This window comes from Pseudomonas sp. GW823-FHT06B06, from assembly GCF_058795195.1.
The window spans coordinates 156,111-173,577 of sequence record NZ_JBXAHO010000003.1 but is presented as its reverse complement, the minus strand read 5'-3'; the positions used below and the strand labels follow the sequence as shown (position 1 = coordinate 173,577).

The window sequence follows — 17,467 nt, the reverse complement described above, 5'->3', positions numbered from 1 at the left end:
GAAACTCATCCTGTGAGAAGCGTTAAATGAGTGCAACTGCATTGTTTACCCGGATGGATCAAAGCACCCAGGAAGACTGGGATATCATATCTGCAGAATTTAAAAACTTTGCCAGCGCTTTGCCTGATCGAATCATCGCGCACATGAATTTGCTCTCGGGTGATTTTTCCGGCTTTCCGATTGATCGTCTGGATCACTGCCTGCAAACGGCTACGCGCGCCTATCGTGATGGTCGCGATGAAGAGTATGTGGTGTGCGCGTTACTGCATGACATCGGTGATACGCTGGGCGCCTACAATCATTCCGAAGTGGCGGCGGCCATCCTCAAACCCTTTGTCAGCGAAGAAAATCACTGGATGATCCAGAACCATGGAATTTTCCAGGGTTATAATTTCTTTCACCGCATTGGAATGGATCGCAACATGCGCGACATGTTCAAGGAACAGTCGAACTATGCGCGCACGGCAGAATTTATCGAATTGTACGACAGTCCCGCCTTCGATCCCGAAGGTGAAACTTTACCCTTGAGCTTCTTTGAGCCGATGTTACGCCGTGTATTGGCCAAGCCAAAGTTGTCCCTCTATGGGCCCATGTTTGAGCGCTGAAACACCCGCCAACCCCAAAATGTAAAATTATTACCCCAAATCGTCAAAAGCGAATTTGGTTTTCTGCAGATACTTGTCTCACGTCATCCAGATACCGGAGTCATTTATGCAATTGGACGAGCAACTTGAACACGCGCCATTTGAAATGGCGCAGGCTAGCACGCGCAACTTTGCAGGCCGTGTCGTATTGATTACCGGCGCGGGCCGAGGCCTGGGGGGAACCATTGCCCGGCATTTCGCGCGGGCCGGTGCGGATGTTGTCATCTGCGATATAGATATCCCCGCCCTGGAGGAAACCCGCAAGGCCGTTGAAGCGGCGGGTGCCAACTGTTTGGCCCTGCACTGCGACATCTCCTCGAGCAGCCAGGTGGTCGCCCTGTTCGCCGACATTGTCCAGCGTTTTGGCACGTTGCACATTCTGGTGAATAACGCGGCGCTGGCGCCCACCGGGGCCGCTGATGCGGTACGACGTAACAAGCATTACGCCTACATCACCACTGCGCAACCGAGGCAATCACTGGGTTTCACCAGTGAAATAACCGACGAGGAGTGGCATCGGTACTGGGATGTCAATGTGCACGGCATGTTCTATTGCACGCGCGAAGCGCTCAAGCTGATGCAGGAGCAACGCTATGGTCGCATCGTGAACCTTGCCTCGATCGCCGGGATGTCGGCAATCAGCGCGCACAGTCCGCACTACAGCGCGTCAAAGGGCGCCGTCATTGCCTTCACCAAATCGGTCGCGGCGGAAGTTGCCGGCGGCAACATCCTGGTCAATGCCTTGGCACCGGGCGGGGTGTCGACTCCCTTCTTTGAAGAGTATCTCGACTCCATCGGCGAGGAAGGCCGGCGCAGGTTCTGGCAAGTCATACCGGCGGGCAGGTTCGGGACAACCGATGAATATGCGTCCGTGGCGACGTTCCTTGCAGGCGATCACTATTTCGTGGGGCAGGTCATCAGTCCCAATGGGGGAGCAGTCCTTTAAACAGTGCGAACTTGCTGTTGAGTACGACACCCCCACTTCAACATCTGGACAAAACTATGCGACTGGTAAGATTCGGAGAAAAGGGCAAGGAGAAGCCTGGCCTGCTCGATAGCCAGGACATCATCAGGGACCTGAGCGGTATTCTCAGCGACATCGACGCAAGTATATTCACGCCATCATCCCTGGAGCATCTACAGGATATCGATCCATCGACTCTCCCGGCCGTGGAGGGGAATCCAAGGTTGGGAACGCCCCTGCGGGTAACCGGCAAGTTACTCGCGATCGGCTTGAATTACCGGGATCATGCACAGGAGGCCAATCTGCCGATTCCCTCGGAACCGATAGTGTTCATGAAAGCCAACTCCTGTGTCACGGGCCCCCATGATGAAATCATCCTTCCACCCGATAGTAAAAAAACCGATTGGGAAGTCGAACTCGGCATTGTTATTGGCAGCGAAGGCGCCTACCTCGAAAAAAAGGATGCACTGGCGTATGTAGCGGGCTACGTCCTGGTTAATGATGTTTCGGAAAGAGCCTATCAATTGGAGCGTGGGGGTACCTGGGATAAAGGAAAGAGTTGCGACAGCTTTGGCCCGATTGGCCCATGGTTCATCACCAAAGATGAAATAGGCGACGTACAGAACTTATCCATGTGGCTGGATGTGAATGGCGTTCGCAGGCAAACAGGCAACACGGCGACGATGATTTTTGATGTGCCCACCATCGTCGCGTATATCAGCCAGTTCATGCGACTTTACCCTGGCGATATTATCACCACGGGTACGCCGCCAGGCGTTGGAATGGGGATCAAGCCCACACCGGTTTTCCTTGAAGAAAACGACATTGTTACGCTGGGTATTGAAAAACTTGGCCAGCAACGCCAGGCGTGTGTTCGCTACAAAGGTTGAGTTCAATAAAAGGCTATTAACAATAGTTTCGGCAGGAAAATGCGTCATCGAAGTATTTGATGTTGTTTGAATAAAAACAAAAATAAACGGAGACAAGTCAATGCATGAACATAGCGTTTGTAGTGCGTGCCCGAGGCGAAGTCAGTTGGCTGTGGCCTGACCTTGAACAAAACTTTCTAAACATTCGCATTGCCCGGGTGCCGGGCAGGAGATCTACGCAATGATGTTCGTGAAAAGGTTGATGGCGACTTCCCTGGCAATGGTTTTCACAACAGCGGTACACGCCGCAGTGTCCCCTGAACAGGTGGCCAGGCTGGGCTCCAGCCTGACGCTGGTGGGGGCCGAAAAGGCCGGTAGTGCCGATGGCTCCATTCCGGCCTATAGCGGCGGCCTGACCACCGCACCGGCCAGCTTCAAGGCGGGCGATACGTTTCGTCCGGACCCCTTTGCCAGTGAAAAGCCGGTGCTGGTGATCGACGGCAAGAACCTCGCCCAGTACCAGGGCATGCTCACGGCCACCACGGCGAAGTTGATCGAGCGATTTCCCAGCTACCGCGTCGATGTTTATCCGACCCACCGCACTGTAGTACTGCCGCAGGCAGTCCTGGACAACAGCGTGAAGAACGCGTCCGGGGCCAAGTCTCTCGAAGGCGGGTTGGCCATCGACAACGTCTTGCCGGGCGTGCCGTTCCCGATTCCGCAATCGGGCGCCGAGGCCATGTGGAACTTCCTGCTGCGCTACCAGGGCGTCAATATCAATGCCAAGTACGACTCCTGGAACGTCGATTCGGCCGGTGTGGCCAGCCTGGCGACCACCGCTCAAGCGTTCATCAACTACCCGATCTACGAGAACATGTCGCAGCCCATCACCAGCTCCGACGTGTACTACCAGATGAAACTGTATTACACCGGCCCGGCGCGGCGCGCCGGTGAAGCCATCATGCTCAAGGACGCGACCAACGCCATCGAGATGCCGCGCCGCGCCTGGCAGTACCTGCCTGGCCAGCGCCGGGTGAAGCTGGCCCCGAGCCTGGCCTACGACACGCCTAACCCAGGTACGGCCGGCACCGGCACCTACGACGACGTGTTCGTGTTCAACGGCGCGCTGGATCGCTATGACTGGAAGTTGGTGGGCAAGCAGGAAATGATCGTGCCCTATAACACCTACAAACTGACCTACGCCCAGGATCCGAAGTCGCTGACGACCTCCAACCACCTGGCACCGGATATGGTGCGCTGGGAGAAACACCGCGTCTGGGTGGTGGAGGGCAACCTGAAGTCCGGCGCACGTCACGTGTACCAGAAACGCCGCTTCTATCTGGATGAAGACAGCTGGGTCGCTCTGGCCTCTGACCAGTACGATTCCCGTGGGCAGCTCTACCGTGGTTCCTTCGCCTTCCTGAGCCAGAGTTATGACAAGCAGGTTCCGGACGCCACGCCGTACATGATCTACGACCTGGTCGGCGGTTCCTACAACATCAACGGCGTGGTTGGCCCGTACGGCGGCATCCACTACATCAATGCGCTGTCCAAGGCACAGTGGTCGCCTGAGTCCCTGGCAGGGGCGGGCATTCGCTAGGAATTCATGTGGTGAGAGGACTTGTGTGGTGAGGGTTTTATCCCCTCACCACAGGTTTCTTGTTCGCCTGGACATTTGCTGGCCGGGCTCAAGAATACGGCGTCTGCCCACGCAAGGTTATTTGAAGTGCTTCGTCATCGCCTGCTTACCGATTGCGGCTTCAATGTCTCGGTAGGTGCGCTTATCGGTCGCGCAAAGCAGCGACCGTCCATCCCTCAGTTGCATCGAAAAGGTCAGCTCGATTTCATCGTCTGCCAATATCACGCCAGCGACAGCTCCGATCGGTCCGAGAGCCAATGCGCCGGCCAGCCCCAAGCCGACAGCGCTCGATACGTCCCGATAAGAAGATTCATTGACAACCGTGACGTCGAGTATTTCGCACGTGGTGATCTTCAGGCCTGGCCATGGATAGACGGCCGTTTGAATGGTTATGAACCCAGGTTCAAGTTCTGCAGAACCTTCAAGGAAATCCCCCGCCAGGATTTTTATTTTTGCCATGTGGTGTCCTCCCTGTATGAGCTACAAGAAAATTCAACGCTTGGCAGGGTGGTGCGTCAACACGCTCTGGACGAGCAATACCTATTGGCCGACTAGTGGCTTTGGGCGGGCTGGATCGAGTCTCGTGAATGAATGCTTCACTCAATAAGGCCGCGTATTGCAAGCCTCGTCAATGAGGTCGATGAAGTCGTCATGGGATACCGGTTTACCTACATGATAATTAAACCCTGATTGCCTGGTTTTTTTCTGCTCCTCGCTGGTGGCGTAGCCCGAGAGGGCAATGGCAGGCGTGTGTTTCAGGTGGGAAATCTGACGGATGGCCCGGATGAACTGATGGCCATCCATGACCGGCATGCCGATGTCCGAGATGATCACGTCGTAGTTGCTGTCCTTCGCCGCTTTCAGGGCTTGCAGGGGATCGCTGAAGGCTTCGACATGCGCGTCTTCCATTTCCAGCAACATTTGCAGGACTTCCATGACGTCCTTGGAGTCTTCCACCAGCAGCACTTTCTGGCCAACCAGACGCCCCTGTTCGGCGACTGTCGGCTGTTTGTCCGGCTGTTGTGAGGGCCGAGAGAGCGGCAACCGGATGGTGAAGGTACAGCCACGACCAATGCCTTCGGACTGTACATCTACCGAACCGCCGTGGGCTTCCACCAGTTGCCGCACCAAAGACAGGCCAATGCCCAGGCCTTCGCGCTGATGGCTGGCATGCTGGTTGTCCGCCTGGCTGAAGAGATCGAACACCTTGTGCAGATTGTCCTGCTCGAGCCCCACGCCGCTGTCGATGACGTCCAGTTGCGCCATGTTCTCGACACGATGGGCGATCAGCTCGATGCGGCCATCCCTGGGCGTGAACTTCAGTGCATTGTTGAGCAGGTTCCAGATGATCTGCTCCAGGCGTGTGCTGTCGGCATCGACCACCAGGGGCGGCTCGGGAGGCTGGGGCAGCTGCAGCGTGACCTCGCACGGATGCTGGTCATTGATCACCACGGTGTAGATATCCTGGAGAATTCGTCCCAGGTCCACTGCCTGTTTTTTCAGCTTGAGCTTGCCGGTGCGTACCCGGGCGACGTCCAGCAGGTCGTCGATGATCCGCGCCTGGCTGGCGACCGCATCGCAGATGGTGTTCACGGCTTTCATGGCCGGCCCGGCGGATTTGGTCATCGGCAGGCGCCGCAGCAGTTCGGCATTGAGCTGGATGAGATTGAGCGGGTGCTTGAGTTCGTGGGACATCACCGCAAAGAACTCGTCCTTGAGGTGACTGCTGGTCTGGGTCTCGGCCAGTTGCTGGCTTTGTTGGTCATGCATGCGCTTGTGACCGGTGAGGTCGCGGGCAATCTTCACGTAGCCCTGCAGGTTCTCGCCCTTGAGCAGCGTGACTTCGCCGCTGCAATAGAAGCGGCTGCCGTCCTTGCGCAGGTGCCAGCGTTCGTCTTCGCCGCGGCCTTGCTCACGGGTCAGGCGTAGTTCGGTTTCCGGCACGCCCTCGGCGCGGTCCTCGGGGGTAAAGATCAGGTCGTAATAGGCGCCGAGCACTTCGTCCTTGGCGTAACCGAAAATCAGCTGCGCGCCGGTGTTCCAGTCGGTAATCACGCCATGCTCATCGAGAATGATGATCGCAAAATCGTGGGTGCTTTCGGCAACCAGGCGCATGCGCTCGTTATTCAAGCGCAACTCATCCTCCGCCGCGCGACGCTTGCTGATGTCGATAAAGGTCAGCACCGTGCCGTCGATATGATCCTCGCTGGAACGATAGGGCAGCAATCGGGCGATGTACCAGCGTTGGTCGTTGCTGCTGACCTCGCGCTCGATCATGTTCAGCGAGCCAAAAACCGTCTCCGCATCCTCGACCATCTCCGGGTAATCGAGGCGGTGGGTGATGTCCAGCAACGAGCGCCCGGTATCGACCGGCAGCATGCTGAAGATGTCCGTGGCCCGGGGGGTGAACCAACGGATGCGCATGTTGCGATCGACGAACACCGTGGCAATGTCGGTGGAGGTAATCAGGTTGGAAAGGTAGTCGTTGATCTTGTCGGTTTCTTCAACCTTGGTCTTGAGCTCGTAGTTGACCGTCAGCAGTTCCTCGTTGATCGACTGCAACTCTTCCTTGCTGGTTTCCAGCTCCTCGGTGGCCGAACGCAGCTCTTCGTTGATGGCCTGCATTTCTTCGTTGGACGCCTTGAGTTCTTCACTGGAGACTTCCGACTGTTCGATCGTCTCCTGCAAGTGCATCTTGGTGCGCTGCAGTTCATGCTCAAGGCTGGCCAGCAGTTGGTTGTCGCTCTCGTTCGAGGCAACATCCAACTGTACATTCGCAACGATTTCCTGCTCCTCGAGGATCACCAGCACGTACTCGCTGTCGGTCTCTTCATCCTTGTACGGGTGCGCGCTCAGATCCACCTGGTAATACCGCTGTTCGCGCTGGATACGGACCTTGTTCGAGGTGACGGCAGCGCCTGTTTGATGGACCTGGTAGAGCATCGTGCGCAGCTCCAGTCGCAATTCTGGAAGCGCGAGTGCCAGCAGGCTGCGGGTCAGCTCTCCCGCCACATACCGCAGAAAGCGCCCGGCACCTTCACTCAGGTGCAGGATGTTGCCGTTGACGTCGACAATAATGCTCGGTGGTGCGGTCTTTTCCAGCGCGCGCAGATGGATATCGGCGAAGGAAATCTTGCGAGTCGTTGGGGTTTCAAGGGGGCGGGCGCTGATGGCGGTTCGCGCATAGCCGTCGTGAGGCAGGGCCGGGGCGCGCCGAGGCGTGGTCGCAGGGCTCTTGGCGCGGAAGATGCGATTGCGTTTGTCCACCGGGGTAAACAGGTCCGGGCAGCCATCGGCGAATTCGGATGCCCCCAAAAACAGGAAACCGCCCGGCCGCAAGGCAAAATGAAACATCTCGTAGAGGGTGCGTTGTACGTCGCGGTCCAGGTAAATCAACAGGTTCCTGCAGACAATCAGGTCCATCTGCGAGAACGGTGGGTCCTGTAACAGGCTGTGCTTGGCGAACAGCACCTTGTCACGGATCTCCTTGTGCACCCTGAAGTTCTGGCCCTCCTTGATGAAATGCTGACGCAGGCGCTGGGGAGGGACATCGGTGATGATCGCCCCGGGATAAAGGCCCCTGCGTCCAACGGCGATGGCGCGCTCATCGATGTCCGTGGCAAATACCTGCACTTTGGCCGCTGTAGCCTCTAGCGCCAATTGGTCACTGACCAGAATGGCCACGCTATAGGCTTCCTCGCCGGTCGAACAACCGGCAGACCAGATGCGAATTTCCTCACGGTGCGGCTGGGAGTCGCGTAGCGATTTCACCAGGTTGGGCACCACTTCGCGTTCCAGCGCTTCGAAGGCTTCGCGGTCGCGGAAAAAGTTGGTCACGCCGATCAGCATATCGCCCAGCAGGGCGTTGTTTTCTTCCGGGTGCGTTTGCAGGTAGTCGTAGTAGGCGACCAGGTTTGGCTGGGCGGTCACTTGCAAGCGTCGCTCTATCCGGCGCAGGACCGTGGCGCGCTTGTAGTGCTTGAAATCGTGGCCGGTATTGGTGCGCAAGTGCAGCAGGATGTCCTGCAAAATACGCTCGGTCTTCGCTGCATCTTGCTCCTCGGGAAGGGGCGTCTTGAGGCCTGGATCATTGGCGCCGGGCAGGGTGATGGTTTGTGCGTTGTGCCAAAGCTCCAGGAGCTTTTGTGGCATTTGCGCCACGGGCATCACCAGGTCAACCATCCGGGTGTCAATGGCCGCGCGCGGCATGCTGTCGAACTCAGCCTCTTCGGGCGTCTGGACCAGGGTGACGCCCCCTTGCTCCTTGATTCGCGACAGGCCGACCGCGCCATCGGAACCGGCGCCAGAAAGCACCACGCAAAAAGCGCGCTCCTTGTGCACATCCGCCAGGTCCCTGAAGAACAGATCGATAGCAATGTGGCTTCCCGCCGAGCGCTGTGCAGGAGCGACCGACAGATAGCCGTCATTCATGATCAGGTCATGGGCCGGCGAAATGACGTAGACGCAGTTTTTCTCGATCGGGATCGTCTCGGTCACCTGGCGCACCGGCATTTGCGTGACGTCCTGGATGATCCGGTCGGCGATGCTTTCATGGTCTGGCGCCAAATGAAGAATGACCACGAAGGCCATGCCATTGTCATTGGGCATGTGTTCGAAGAACGATTTCACCGCGTTGAGGCCGCCAGCGGAGGCGCCAATCCCGACCACCGGGAATGCGAGGTTGCTAGGGGTCAGTTCCTTTCGATGCGGAACATTGGGTGAGCGCTTCGCAGTGGTTTTCATAGGTGGCACCTTGATCGCCGGGGCAAGCTCTGCCTTCAGCTGCCCAGCGCAACCCGCAACTCCGGTCCCTGGCGTGGATATCAGCGGATGACAGCGATTTACAATTTCACGTCGAGTCGAATCAAGCTTGGACCATCTTGCCGTTCTATGTAAGCCGCAACGCGGTCGCCAATTCTTTGAAAACTGAGGTCGACGCTGTGTTCATTGAACTGGAGTGTCCGCACTTCCAGACGGTCAATACCAATAGGCAGTCGAGGTTGCCTGATGACCACTCGACAGTCAGCGGCGTCAATGCTGATCCCCAGGCATGCCTGCAAGAGCATGAAAATGGAGCCTGCTGCCCAGGCTTGAGGCAAACAGGCGACTGGATAGGCAACCGGTGCCTCACCCGGACCACGCTTGAACCCGCAGAACAGTTCGGGTAATCGCATCCCGAAAAACGTCGCGGCTTCGAACATCCCGCTGAGGATACGAACGACGCCCGTATACTCGCCATATCGGGCCATACCTGCTGCGCACAGGGCAACGTCATGCGGCCAAACCGAACCGTTGTGATAAGACATGGGGTTGAACCGCACGGCCCCGGTTTCAAGTGTTCGAACGCCCCAGCCGTTATTGAAGATGTTGGTCAGAAATTGCCGGGCAACCGTTTTTCCCCGTTCAGGCATGGGTAATCCCGTGAACAGCAGGTGACCTGCGTTCGAGGCTTTCACCTCGCAACGCTGGCCATTGCCATCGAGCGCCAGTGCGTAAAATTGCTGATCCTCCATCCAGAAGCATCGTTCAACCGCCTGGCGCAAGTTTTCTGCGATGCCTTGCCATCGAACCGCAGCTTGCTCATTGCCTCGTTGCCTGGCCAAGGTGCTCATGCTCAAGAATGCGCGCCAGGCGTAGCCTTGCACTTCTATCAATGCGATGGGCCCAACCGGGGTGCGGCCATCGCGATGAAAAATGGCGTCATGGCTGTCTTTCCAGCCTTGATTGGCCAAGCCGGTGACTTCCCCTCGCTGGTAGCTGATAAAGCCTTCGGCATTCTTCGAGGCATTGGTCTCCATCCAGAGCGTGGCCAGTTCCAGTGCCGGCCAAAGCGCTTCAATGAACGCCCGATCGTTGGTGCGTTTTGCATAGGCGCCGGCCAGCATCACGAACAAGGGGGTCGTATCGACGCCTCCGTAATAACGGGCAAAGGGTAATTCGTTGAGTTTCGACATTTCGCCCTGTCGCGTCTCATGCATGATTTTTCCCGGCTCAGCATCGCTGAAGGTCGAAATCTCCGTGGCCTGATGAGCCGCCAGGTAGGCGAGCACACCTCGGGCAAGGCACGGGTTGAGCCAGAGTGATTGATAGGCTGTGATAATCGCATCGCGGCCAAAAGGTGTGGAGTACCAAGGAACGCCGGCATAGGGGTAGGGGCCGGAGGGAAGATCGGCAGTCAATAAGGCTAGGTCAGCCCGGGATTTGTTTATCCAACCCTGGAACAGCCGGCCGGAAGCCTTGATACGTGCACCTCGCTGCTCTTTCCTGCGCATGGCTCGGCAAGCTTGCGCGGCGGCGGACCGGTAACGCGTGCGGCCGGGACTGACAATGCTGGAGCCTACTTCAACATACAGCTCGCGGCGCTCGTGAGCGCCGATATCGATGTGGAAACTCGCACTGTCGCCGCTGATGTGTTCTGGCAATCGGGAAAAACTGATCGCCATGCAGCGTCGCTGATGGTCCAGTCCCTGGTAATGAAGCATCACGCCTTGTTCGAGCACTTCAGGCTTGGTCAGCGTGCCACGCAGTGGCCGTTTTTGACCACGAACTTCGAACATGTCGAGGAAGTCTCCACGGAACCGCAGTTCGATCGGTAGTTTGCCAGGTTGCTCGCTGTAGTTGAAAAAGCAGATGCGCTCGAACATTCGCTCTTCCCAAAGAAAGCGCTTGCGCTCGATATGGATGACGCCTTGCGGTGTGTCCTCTTCTCCCAGTACCGGTAGCGGGTGGTTGGTCAAATGTGAACGGAAGTACACGTTGTCGCGGCTGACCGCCGCCGAGAGCAGCGACGGACGCCGACCCGCCACGGTCAATTGATATTCGGATAACAAACGCGTGTCGTGGTAGAACATGCCCACGGCACCCCCGTCGATATCACCGAATGCATTAGCCACCAGGTACGTATTGTGATCGACCAGCACATACAAGGTATGCGCAATGGGTTCATTCGCACCGGGTTTTGGTTGCGGCTGTTCAGGACTGCTGGACGAGGTATTCATGGGCTATGTCCGGCACTACGTAATCAGGCCTGTTGGTGAGTGTCCGGTAGAGGTCAACATAACGTTGCGCCATCACCTTGGCTGAAAAACGTCCGACGAATACGTCACGTATCACTTGTCGATCAAGTTCAAGTACCTGACGGGCAGCGAGCACTGCCTCCTGTTCGCTATTGATTATGAAGCCGGTTACACCATGATCAACCACTTCGGGGACAGAACCGCAGCGCCAGGCGATGACCGGCGTACCGCAGGCCATGGCCTCGATCATCACCAGGCCGAAGGGTTCGGGCCAATCAATGGGAAAGAGCAGCGCCCGGGCGTTGCCCAGGAATGCGGATTTGTCGGCATCGCCAATCTCGCCGATGAATTCGATGCCTGGTTGTGCCAATAAAGGGCGTATCTGCCGTTCGAAGTATTCGCGATCGGCGGCGTCGACTTTGGCGGCGATCTTCAAGGGCAACCCGGTAGCGCGCGCAATGCGGATAGCCCGGTCGGGACGCTTTTCCGGAGAAATACGCCCCAGGAAGGCGAGGTAGTCACCCGGTCTTGAATGGAACGTCAGACTGGACTGCGGTAAACCGTGATAAACGGTGTCGATCCAATTGGCGTTCGGTAATGGCTGGCGCTGATGTTGCGAAATTGAAACCAGGGGATAGTGAGACCATCGAGAATAGGCTCCCTCCAGATCCTTGATATCAAGGCGACCATGAATAGTGGTCAAGACCTTATGCGCCATGTCTTCGAAAAATGGAAAATGCAACAGGTCTATATGAAAGTGCAGCACATCGAACGCTGCCGCTCGATGTCGCAACTCATACAGCAAACTCAAGTGACTCGCCAACTCGGACTTCAACGGACTACTGTCGAGCCGTAACGCTTGATCCCGGGCTGCAACCAAGTTTGCACAAGTGCGCGATCCCTCGGCGGCGAAAAGGGTGACGTCATGTCCCAGTCCGACTAAAGCATCCGTTAGATGAGCTACAACTCTTTCGGTTCCTCCATAGAGATAAGGGGGCACGGATTCATACAGCGGGGCTATTTGGGCGATTTTCATTGCCGCAATCTCTAAGTCATCAACGTTTATGGCAAAGACCTGCCGTCAAGTTTTTCGACCTGACCGTAAAGTCATTGGATTGATTGCCACGACAGGCGGTTAATTCATAGAGGAAAGCTAAATGCGCAGCGACAGTGATATTGCAAATATATAGTTTTGGGAATGATTTTCGTGGAGGAAATCGTCCGACAAGTGGCAGGTTTCAGGAAGTTGACGCTGTAGATTTGTCGTACTAAATATTTCGTATTGCGTTGGTTTTCATCGAAATTCAACAAAGAGGGAGGCCACGAAGATGATGCGCAGAGGTTCCACGTATTGGCTCTGGGCGGACTGCGAGTTGCATTGTCGATCCCACGATGAATTGCAAAATGATGGCACTCTCATTGATGTTCAAACAAGAGTTTCCAGAAAGGGTAGAACGCAGCTATTCATCGGTGTCTACGACAAAAACGGCTCGCCCTTATTTGAAGAGGCCCACGACTATTTGCCCCACGATACGATGACCACGGCACTGGCATGGGGGGTATCTCGTGCGCGGGAGATTGCCTCGGGAAACCTGGTAATGAATGCTCAGAGTGACAAAAACTACCTCGCTGCCAGCGATTCTCAACGAACATCCGCGGGTTGAATCCGCCGTCGAAGGCCAGCGCCGCGCCGATCAAGCGCAGGCGCTGGCTGCTTGCGCTAGTTGGGCATTGGAATAGTGATGCCTTCTTTCTCCAGATCTTCGCGTACCGATTGGAACTTCTGGTACTTGGACAGTTCGATCGGGCCGTCATAGCTCATGCTTTGCAGTTTGCGAGGAGGGTACTGAACGTAGGTTTTCATCAGCTGGGTGATTGCCATGCTGATAGGCACCATTGTCCAGGTGCGCTCGGTGTAGTTGTTCATGAAAATGTCATAGCGTTCCTGCGGATCCTGCAGCAAGTCGAACACCTGCGGTACGGTCGCTACATACTTGGACGGGCCTTTCCAGCCTTGGTTGCTGTCGACGGCCAGGCCACCGGTCACGGCGCCGTTGTCGCCACGCAGGTTGAACACCGCCTTGTAATTGCCGACACGGGCAGCGCCCGGGGAGAGTTCGTTCTCGGTGAAGTAGAACCACTCCTTGCGCGGATCAGGGCCGGTGCCGAGCAACACAGGGGTCATGTCATAGCTGTCGAAGATGATCGGTTTGCCTTCGCGATCCTTGTCCGGCAGCTTGATCCCGGCAACCGAGGCGAACGTCGCCATCAAGTCCAGTCCGCCGATGATGTCGTGGTTTTTTGCGTCCGGCTTGATCTTGCCGGGCCAGGACATGATCGCCGGCACCCGGTTGCCTCCTTCACGCACGGTGCCTTTGGTGCCACGGAAGGGCGTGTAGCCAGCGTCCGGATAAACGTCCTGCCAGGCGCCGTTGTCGGTGGTGTAGACCACCAGGGTGTTCTTATCCAGGCCCAGCGCCTTGAGCTTGTCGAGGATGCGGCCAATATGGGTATCGAGCTCAACCACGGAGTCGGCGTACTTGGTCTTGGAGATCGACTTGTGGACGAACTCCGGTGCTGGCAGGTTGGGCTGGTGAACCTTCATGAAATTGACGTTGATAAAGAACGGCTTGCTGGATTTGGCCGCGGTGTCGAGAAACTCCAGCGCCGCCTTTTCCACATAGTTGTCGAAGAACGGAATGCCCACGACACCGGGCTTGCCATCCACTACCGGGGTGTCGACGTACTGGCCGTTGATCTTGAACTCTTCAACGGCTTTTTCACCGGCCTTGGCCGACAACGCGCCCTGAGTCACCTTGGCGAACATGGCACGGGTTTCTTCATCCATGTCCGGGAACCAGGTAGGGTCGGCATAGGTGTAGGCGTTGAGGTGATAGAGGCCAACGTACTTCATCACGTCGTAGCCCTGGGCATTGGGCAGTGCGTAATCGGCCTCGCCCAGGTGCCACTTGCCGGTGAAGTAAGTCTCATAGCCGCCGGTTTTCAGCACCGATGCCAATGTCCATTCAGCCGCTGGCAAACCACCGCCCTGGCCCTGGAACGCCACCGTGGTCATGCCGCTGCGATTGGGGATGCGTCCGGTCTGCATGGCGGCGCGGCCTGGGGTGCAGCTTGGTTGGGCATAGAAGGAGTAGAAGGTGGTGCCGTCTGCGGCGAGCCGGTCGATGCTCGGCGTTGGCATCCCTCGACCTACACCGCCGCCATAGGGGCCAAGGTCACCGTAGCCGGTGTCGTCGGAGACGATGAACAGGATATTGGGTTTTTCGGTTTGTGCGGCTTGGGCAAAGTTGATTGCCATCAACAATGAACAGGCGAGGTAAAATCTGGGGCGGTGCGCGAACTCGTTCATAAGGTTTCCTTTCTCAAGTTCCAATACCCGTTGTAGGCCGCTCAAACATCGAGCGCAAAACAACAAGCATGATCGTTAGTAACCCCCCCAACGTTTAGCCTGGACAGTTCAAGGAAGCCATCAAACAACGCGATGACATTTCCATTCACTGCTCAAGGCAGTCGTGCAAGATTAGTTCGACAATTCGCGCCCTGCGTGGTCGTAGATCGTGGATTAGATGTCGTTCGTCGATTATTTGTACTTCAACCATCGACGTTCCTTTATTGAACAGGTCATGAAGGCCTCTCACTCCATCGCTCTAATCCGGGCCTTGTGCCGCCACTGTCGCAAAACTGTAATGTTCCGGTCATACAATTGACACGGCTTCTTACATTTACCGTCAGTTGGCCTCTGGCTTTTTTCATGGATGAGCAAGTCACATGCGTCGTGTCGTATTCAATCAGAAAGGCGGGGTTGGGAAATCCAGCATTGCCTGCAACCTCGCCGCCGTGAGTGCTGCCGAAGGCTACCGAACGCTGCTGGTTGATCTCGATCCCCAGGCCAATTCGACTCACTACCTCACCGGCCTGGTGAATGAGGATATTCCTGCGGGCATCGCCGATTTTTTCAAGCAGACCTTGTCCGGCGGTTTCGAAGGCAGGAAGCATCGCGTGAATATCACCCGCACGCCTTACGCCAACCTCGACCTGGTAACCGCCAGCCCTGAGCTGTCTGACCTGCAGTCAAAGCTGCAGAGCAAGTTCAAGGTCAACAAGCTGCGCAAGCTGCTGGTGGAACTGTCCGAGGACTACGAGCGCATTTATATCGATACACCGCCGTCATTGAATTTCTACACCTTCAGCGCCTTGGTGGCGGCGGACAGGCTGCTGATTCCCTTCGATTGCGACAGGTTTTCTCGTCTGGCGCTGTATCGCGTCATTGCGCAAGTAGAAGAGTTACGACTTGATCACAATGAGTCGCTGAAGGTGGAAGGGGTGGTGGTCAATCAGTTCTCGGGGCAGACCGGGTTGCACCAGCATCTGGTGGATGAGCTGTTGGCCGAAGGGATACCGCTGCTGCCGGTTTACCTGAGTCGCTCTGTGAAGATGCGCGAGTCTCACCAAGTGTCGGTTCCCCTGGTTCATCTGGCTCCGCGCCATAAGCTTTCGCTGGAGTTTGCCGATTTGCTGGATGCCCTGGAGCGAGCGGCTTAGGTGCATATCTGGAATGGGTGGATATCCATTCCTGCGGTAACGGCGATTTGTGGTTTCACTTTATATAGCGAGTGAGCCTGTAGGAACGAGCCTGCTCGCGAAGAACGTCCTGACAACGTATTCATCCAGACAGGGCGCGTTATCGTTGACGTCCATCGCGAGCAGGCTCGCTCCTACAGGGGATTGGGGGGCTCTGCAAAAGCCTGGTCGGGTGTCAGGCCGCTCGTTATTGCTGTTTATCCTCAGTGTTCAAATCCGCTTTGCGCCGATCGTTGCCGTTCGGGTTGCCGACGTCGATCAGCCTTCTTTCCAGCAAGATGTTTTGCAGCGCCTCGCGGTCTGACGGGGACATTTGGTGTTCCCGCTCCTTGAGTTCAAGCAGGATCGGGCTGGACCACTGGCGATAGGTTTGTTCGGCATTACGAGTGGATGACATCGCTTCCTCCTTGGGGTGATTTCTGCCAATCAAGACGCCTTGGTTCTATACGCAAAATGACCCTAGCCGAGGAAGGCCATTGTCGCCAATGCCTCACATCGGACGGGTTAGGGCACCTGCTGCAGCGGTGCGTCGGACGTCGCTGCGAAATAACCGGGGGGGATGCATCGATGATCAGGAACGGGCCGATCAGATCGACCCGATCCTCGTGCCTCTAGACAAAGCCTTGCCCATGAAAGCCCCGTGGCAGCCGTTGCAGTCCTGCCATGGCGGTCAGCCGCTCGGTCCAGGCCTGGCGCCAGTCATTGACCACGTGAGCGATTTTTGCCTTGCGTGCGGCGCGGCGTGCAGCGTTGCGCTCGGTTTTGCGCGCCTCTTTGTAAGCGTCGGTGTTGCGACAGCTTCTGCATTTCACCCGATTCAGTTCCCGGGTGGAGGTGAGGTTGCTGCCCTTGTGACCGCAGGCGAGGTGCCCGCTGACTTTGAAGTGGGTGACCATCAGAACGTCTCCTTCGTAACGAAGTAATCGTTAGACAACCCTGTTCTAGTGATGTTCGCGGTTGAAAGGCGCAAAAAAAATCCCAGCACCTGGCTGGGTTGGAGGACAGGAATCAGGCAGGCACTCACACGCACGCGCGGTGACGTAGCGTCGCCGATCATGCGTCCTGCGTCAGATCCTGCCTGCGCATCGGTATCCAGATCAGGATCATCTGAACCGTGGCAGCGGTGGGTCGACTGGCTTGAGCGACGACAGTGTATTGCGGATCAGGGGTGTATCCTTTTCGATGTCGTTCAGACGATCACGGATTCTGAGCGCAGTCGGGTGTCCGCCTTGATGATCGACCCAGTCGGCGATTTCCTTGCACGCGGCAGCCAGGCGAACCTGACGGGAGTCGAGCAGGGTGAGCAGGGTGGTGATGGACTCTTTTTCGGACATGGGAAACACCTCCGTTTAAGAACCTGAAGATTGGCAGTAAAAAGCCCGCCGCAAGCGAGCTTTGTACCGATGGGCGCTGATCCTTCAGCACTTTGTCAGTATAGACCCGCGAATGTTTGTCAGCCTTGCCGGACCATCACTTGTGACCGGGCGTTGAGCTGTCGGCATACCCGCTGGGCATCGTATTCATGATCGTAGCCGTCACCGATGAAACCGTTGGTGCGGGTATCGGCGATGCGGTACCAGACGGCGGCTTCAGCGGGTTGATGCGTGGTTTCTCCAGCCCGGCGTCCATGAATGATGATCTTGTTGCAGCGCTTGACGACGAAAATGTCTTCCATGGCTTCACCGCAGCTGATTGGCGTACAGATCAACTATAGAAGCCATTTGCAATCGTGC

Annotated in this window: 14 protein-coding genes; 5 read left to right on the top strand and 9 right to left on the bottom strand. The window is 56.7% G+C overall.

The features are described 5' to 3' along the window. Window positions 1-26 precede the first annotated feature (26 nt). The 4 genes from AC1Q8Q_RS03800 to AC1Q8Q_RS03785 all read left to right on the top strand — a co-directional run bounded on the left by AC1Q8Q_RS03800 (window position 27) and on the right by AC1Q8Q_RS03785 (window position 4,077). Window positions 27-605, top strand: a complete 579-nt coding sequence (locus AC1Q8Q_RS03800) for an HD domain-containing protein (RefSeq protein ID WP_151141948.1) — start codon at window positions 27-29, stop codon at window positions 603-605. Between the two features lie 106 nt (window positions 606-711). Next, window positions 712-1,590, top strand: a complete 879-nt coding sequence (locus tag AC1Q8Q_RS03795; RefSeq protein ID WP_492614840.1) for an SDR family NAD(P)-dependent oxidoreductase — start codon at window positions 712-714, stop codon at window positions 1,588-1,590. 56 nt (window positions 1,591-1,646) lie between these two features. Further along, complete coding sequence (locus AC1Q8Q_RS03790; protein ID WP_492614839.1) at window positions 1,647-2,498, top strand: fumarylacetoacetate hydrolase family protein; 852 nt, start codon at window positions 1,647-1,649, stop codon at window positions 2,496-2,498. A 220-nt stretch (window positions 2,499-2,718) separates the two neighbouring features. Next, complete coding sequence (locus AC1Q8Q_RS03785) at window positions 2,719-4,077, top strand: DUF1329 domain-containing protein (RefSeq protein WP_492614838.1); 1,359 nt, start codon at window positions 2,719-2,721, stop codon at window positions 4,075-4,077. A 117-nt stretch (window positions 4,078-4,194) separates the two neighbouring features. Here the strand turns inward: AC1Q8Q_RS03785 and AC1Q8Q_RS03780 are convergent, their stop codons facing one another. The 5 genes from AC1Q8Q_RS03780 to AC1Q8Q_RS03760 form a co-directional block, all read right to left on the bottom strand. Beyond that, window positions 4,195-4,575, bottom strand: a complete 381-nt coding sequence (locus tag AC1Q8Q_RS03780; RefSeq protein ID WP_042955601.1) for a hypothetical protein — start codon at window positions 4,573-4,575, stop codon at window positions 4,195-4,197. Between the two features lie 141 nt (window positions 4,576-4,716). Next, complete coding sequence (locus AC1Q8Q_RS03775) at window positions 4,717-8,859, bottom strand: CheR family methyltransferase (RefSeq protein ID WP_492614837.1); 4,143 nt, start codon at window positions 8,857-8,859, stop codon at window positions 4,717-4,719. A 98-nt stretch (window positions 8,860-8,957) separates the two neighbouring features. Next, a complete protein-coding gene (locus AC1Q8Q_RS03770; protein WP_492614836.1) occupies window positions 8,958-11,114 on the bottom strand; it encodes an amylo-alpha-1,6-glucosidase in 2,157 nt (718 codons plus the stop codon). After that, window positions 11,089-12,168, bottom strand: a complete 1,080-nt coding sequence (locus tag AC1Q8Q_RS03765) for a glycosyltransferase family 4 protein (RefSeq protein ID WP_168758251.1) — start codon at window positions 12,166-12,168, stop codon at window positions 11,089-11,091. Before AC1Q8Q_RS03765 ends, AC1Q8Q_RS03770 begins: the two co-directional genes overlap by 26 nt. Window positions 12,169-12,852: 684 nt before the next feature. Further along, window positions 12,853-14,451 (bottom strand): arylsulfatase, encoded by a 1,599-nt coding sequence (locus tag AC1Q8Q_RS03760; protein WP_492614853.1) that lies wholly within the window; start codon window positions 14,449-14,451, stop codon window positions 12,853-12,855. 470 nt (window positions 14,452-14,921) lie between these two features. On the opposite strand from AC1Q8Q_RS03760, the gene AC1Q8Q_RS03755 reads away from it, so the two are divergent. After that, window positions 14,922-15,695 (top strand): ParA family protein, encoded by a 774-nt coding sequence (locus AC1Q8Q_RS03755; RefSeq protein WP_492614835.1) that lies wholly within the window; start codon window positions 14,922-14,924, stop codon window positions 15,693-15,695. A 226-nt stretch (window positions 15,696-15,921) separates the two neighbouring features. Here the strand turns inward: AC1Q8Q_RS03755 and AC1Q8Q_RS03750 are convergent, their stop codons facing one another. The 4 genes from AC1Q8Q_RS03750 to AC1Q8Q_RS03735 all read right to left on the bottom strand — a co-directional run bounded on the left by AC1Q8Q_RS03750 (window position 15,922) and on the right by AC1Q8Q_RS03735 (window position 17,409). Continuing rightward, window positions 15,922-16,131 (bottom strand): hypothetical protein, encoded by a 210-nt coding sequence (locus AC1Q8Q_RS03750; protein ID WP_033042238.1) that lies wholly within the window; start codon window positions 16,129-16,131, stop codon window positions 15,922-15,924. 214 nt (window positions 16,132-16,345) lie between these two features. Then, a complete protein-coding gene (locus tag AC1Q8Q_RS03745) occupies window positions 16,346-16,630 on the bottom strand; it encodes a hypothetical protein (protein ID WP_020797234.1) in 285 nt (94 codons plus the stop codon). A gap of 207 nt (window positions 16,631-16,837) precedes the next feature. Then, window positions 16,838-17,068, bottom strand: coding sequence for a hypothetical protein (locus AC1Q8Q_RS03740; RefSeq protein WP_008055683.1), 231 nt, complete (start codon window positions 17,066-17,068; stop codon window positions 16,838-16,840). A gap of 119 nt (window positions 17,069-17,187) precedes the next feature. Continuing rightward, window positions 17,188-17,409 carry a hypothetical protein gene (locus AC1Q8Q_RS03735; protein ID WP_020797233.1) on the bottom strand — a complete coding sequence of 74 codons (222 nt, stop codon included), beginning with the start codon at window positions 17,407-17,409 and terminating at the stop codon, window positions 17,188-17,190. Window positions 17,410-17,467: the final 58 nt, after the last annotated feature.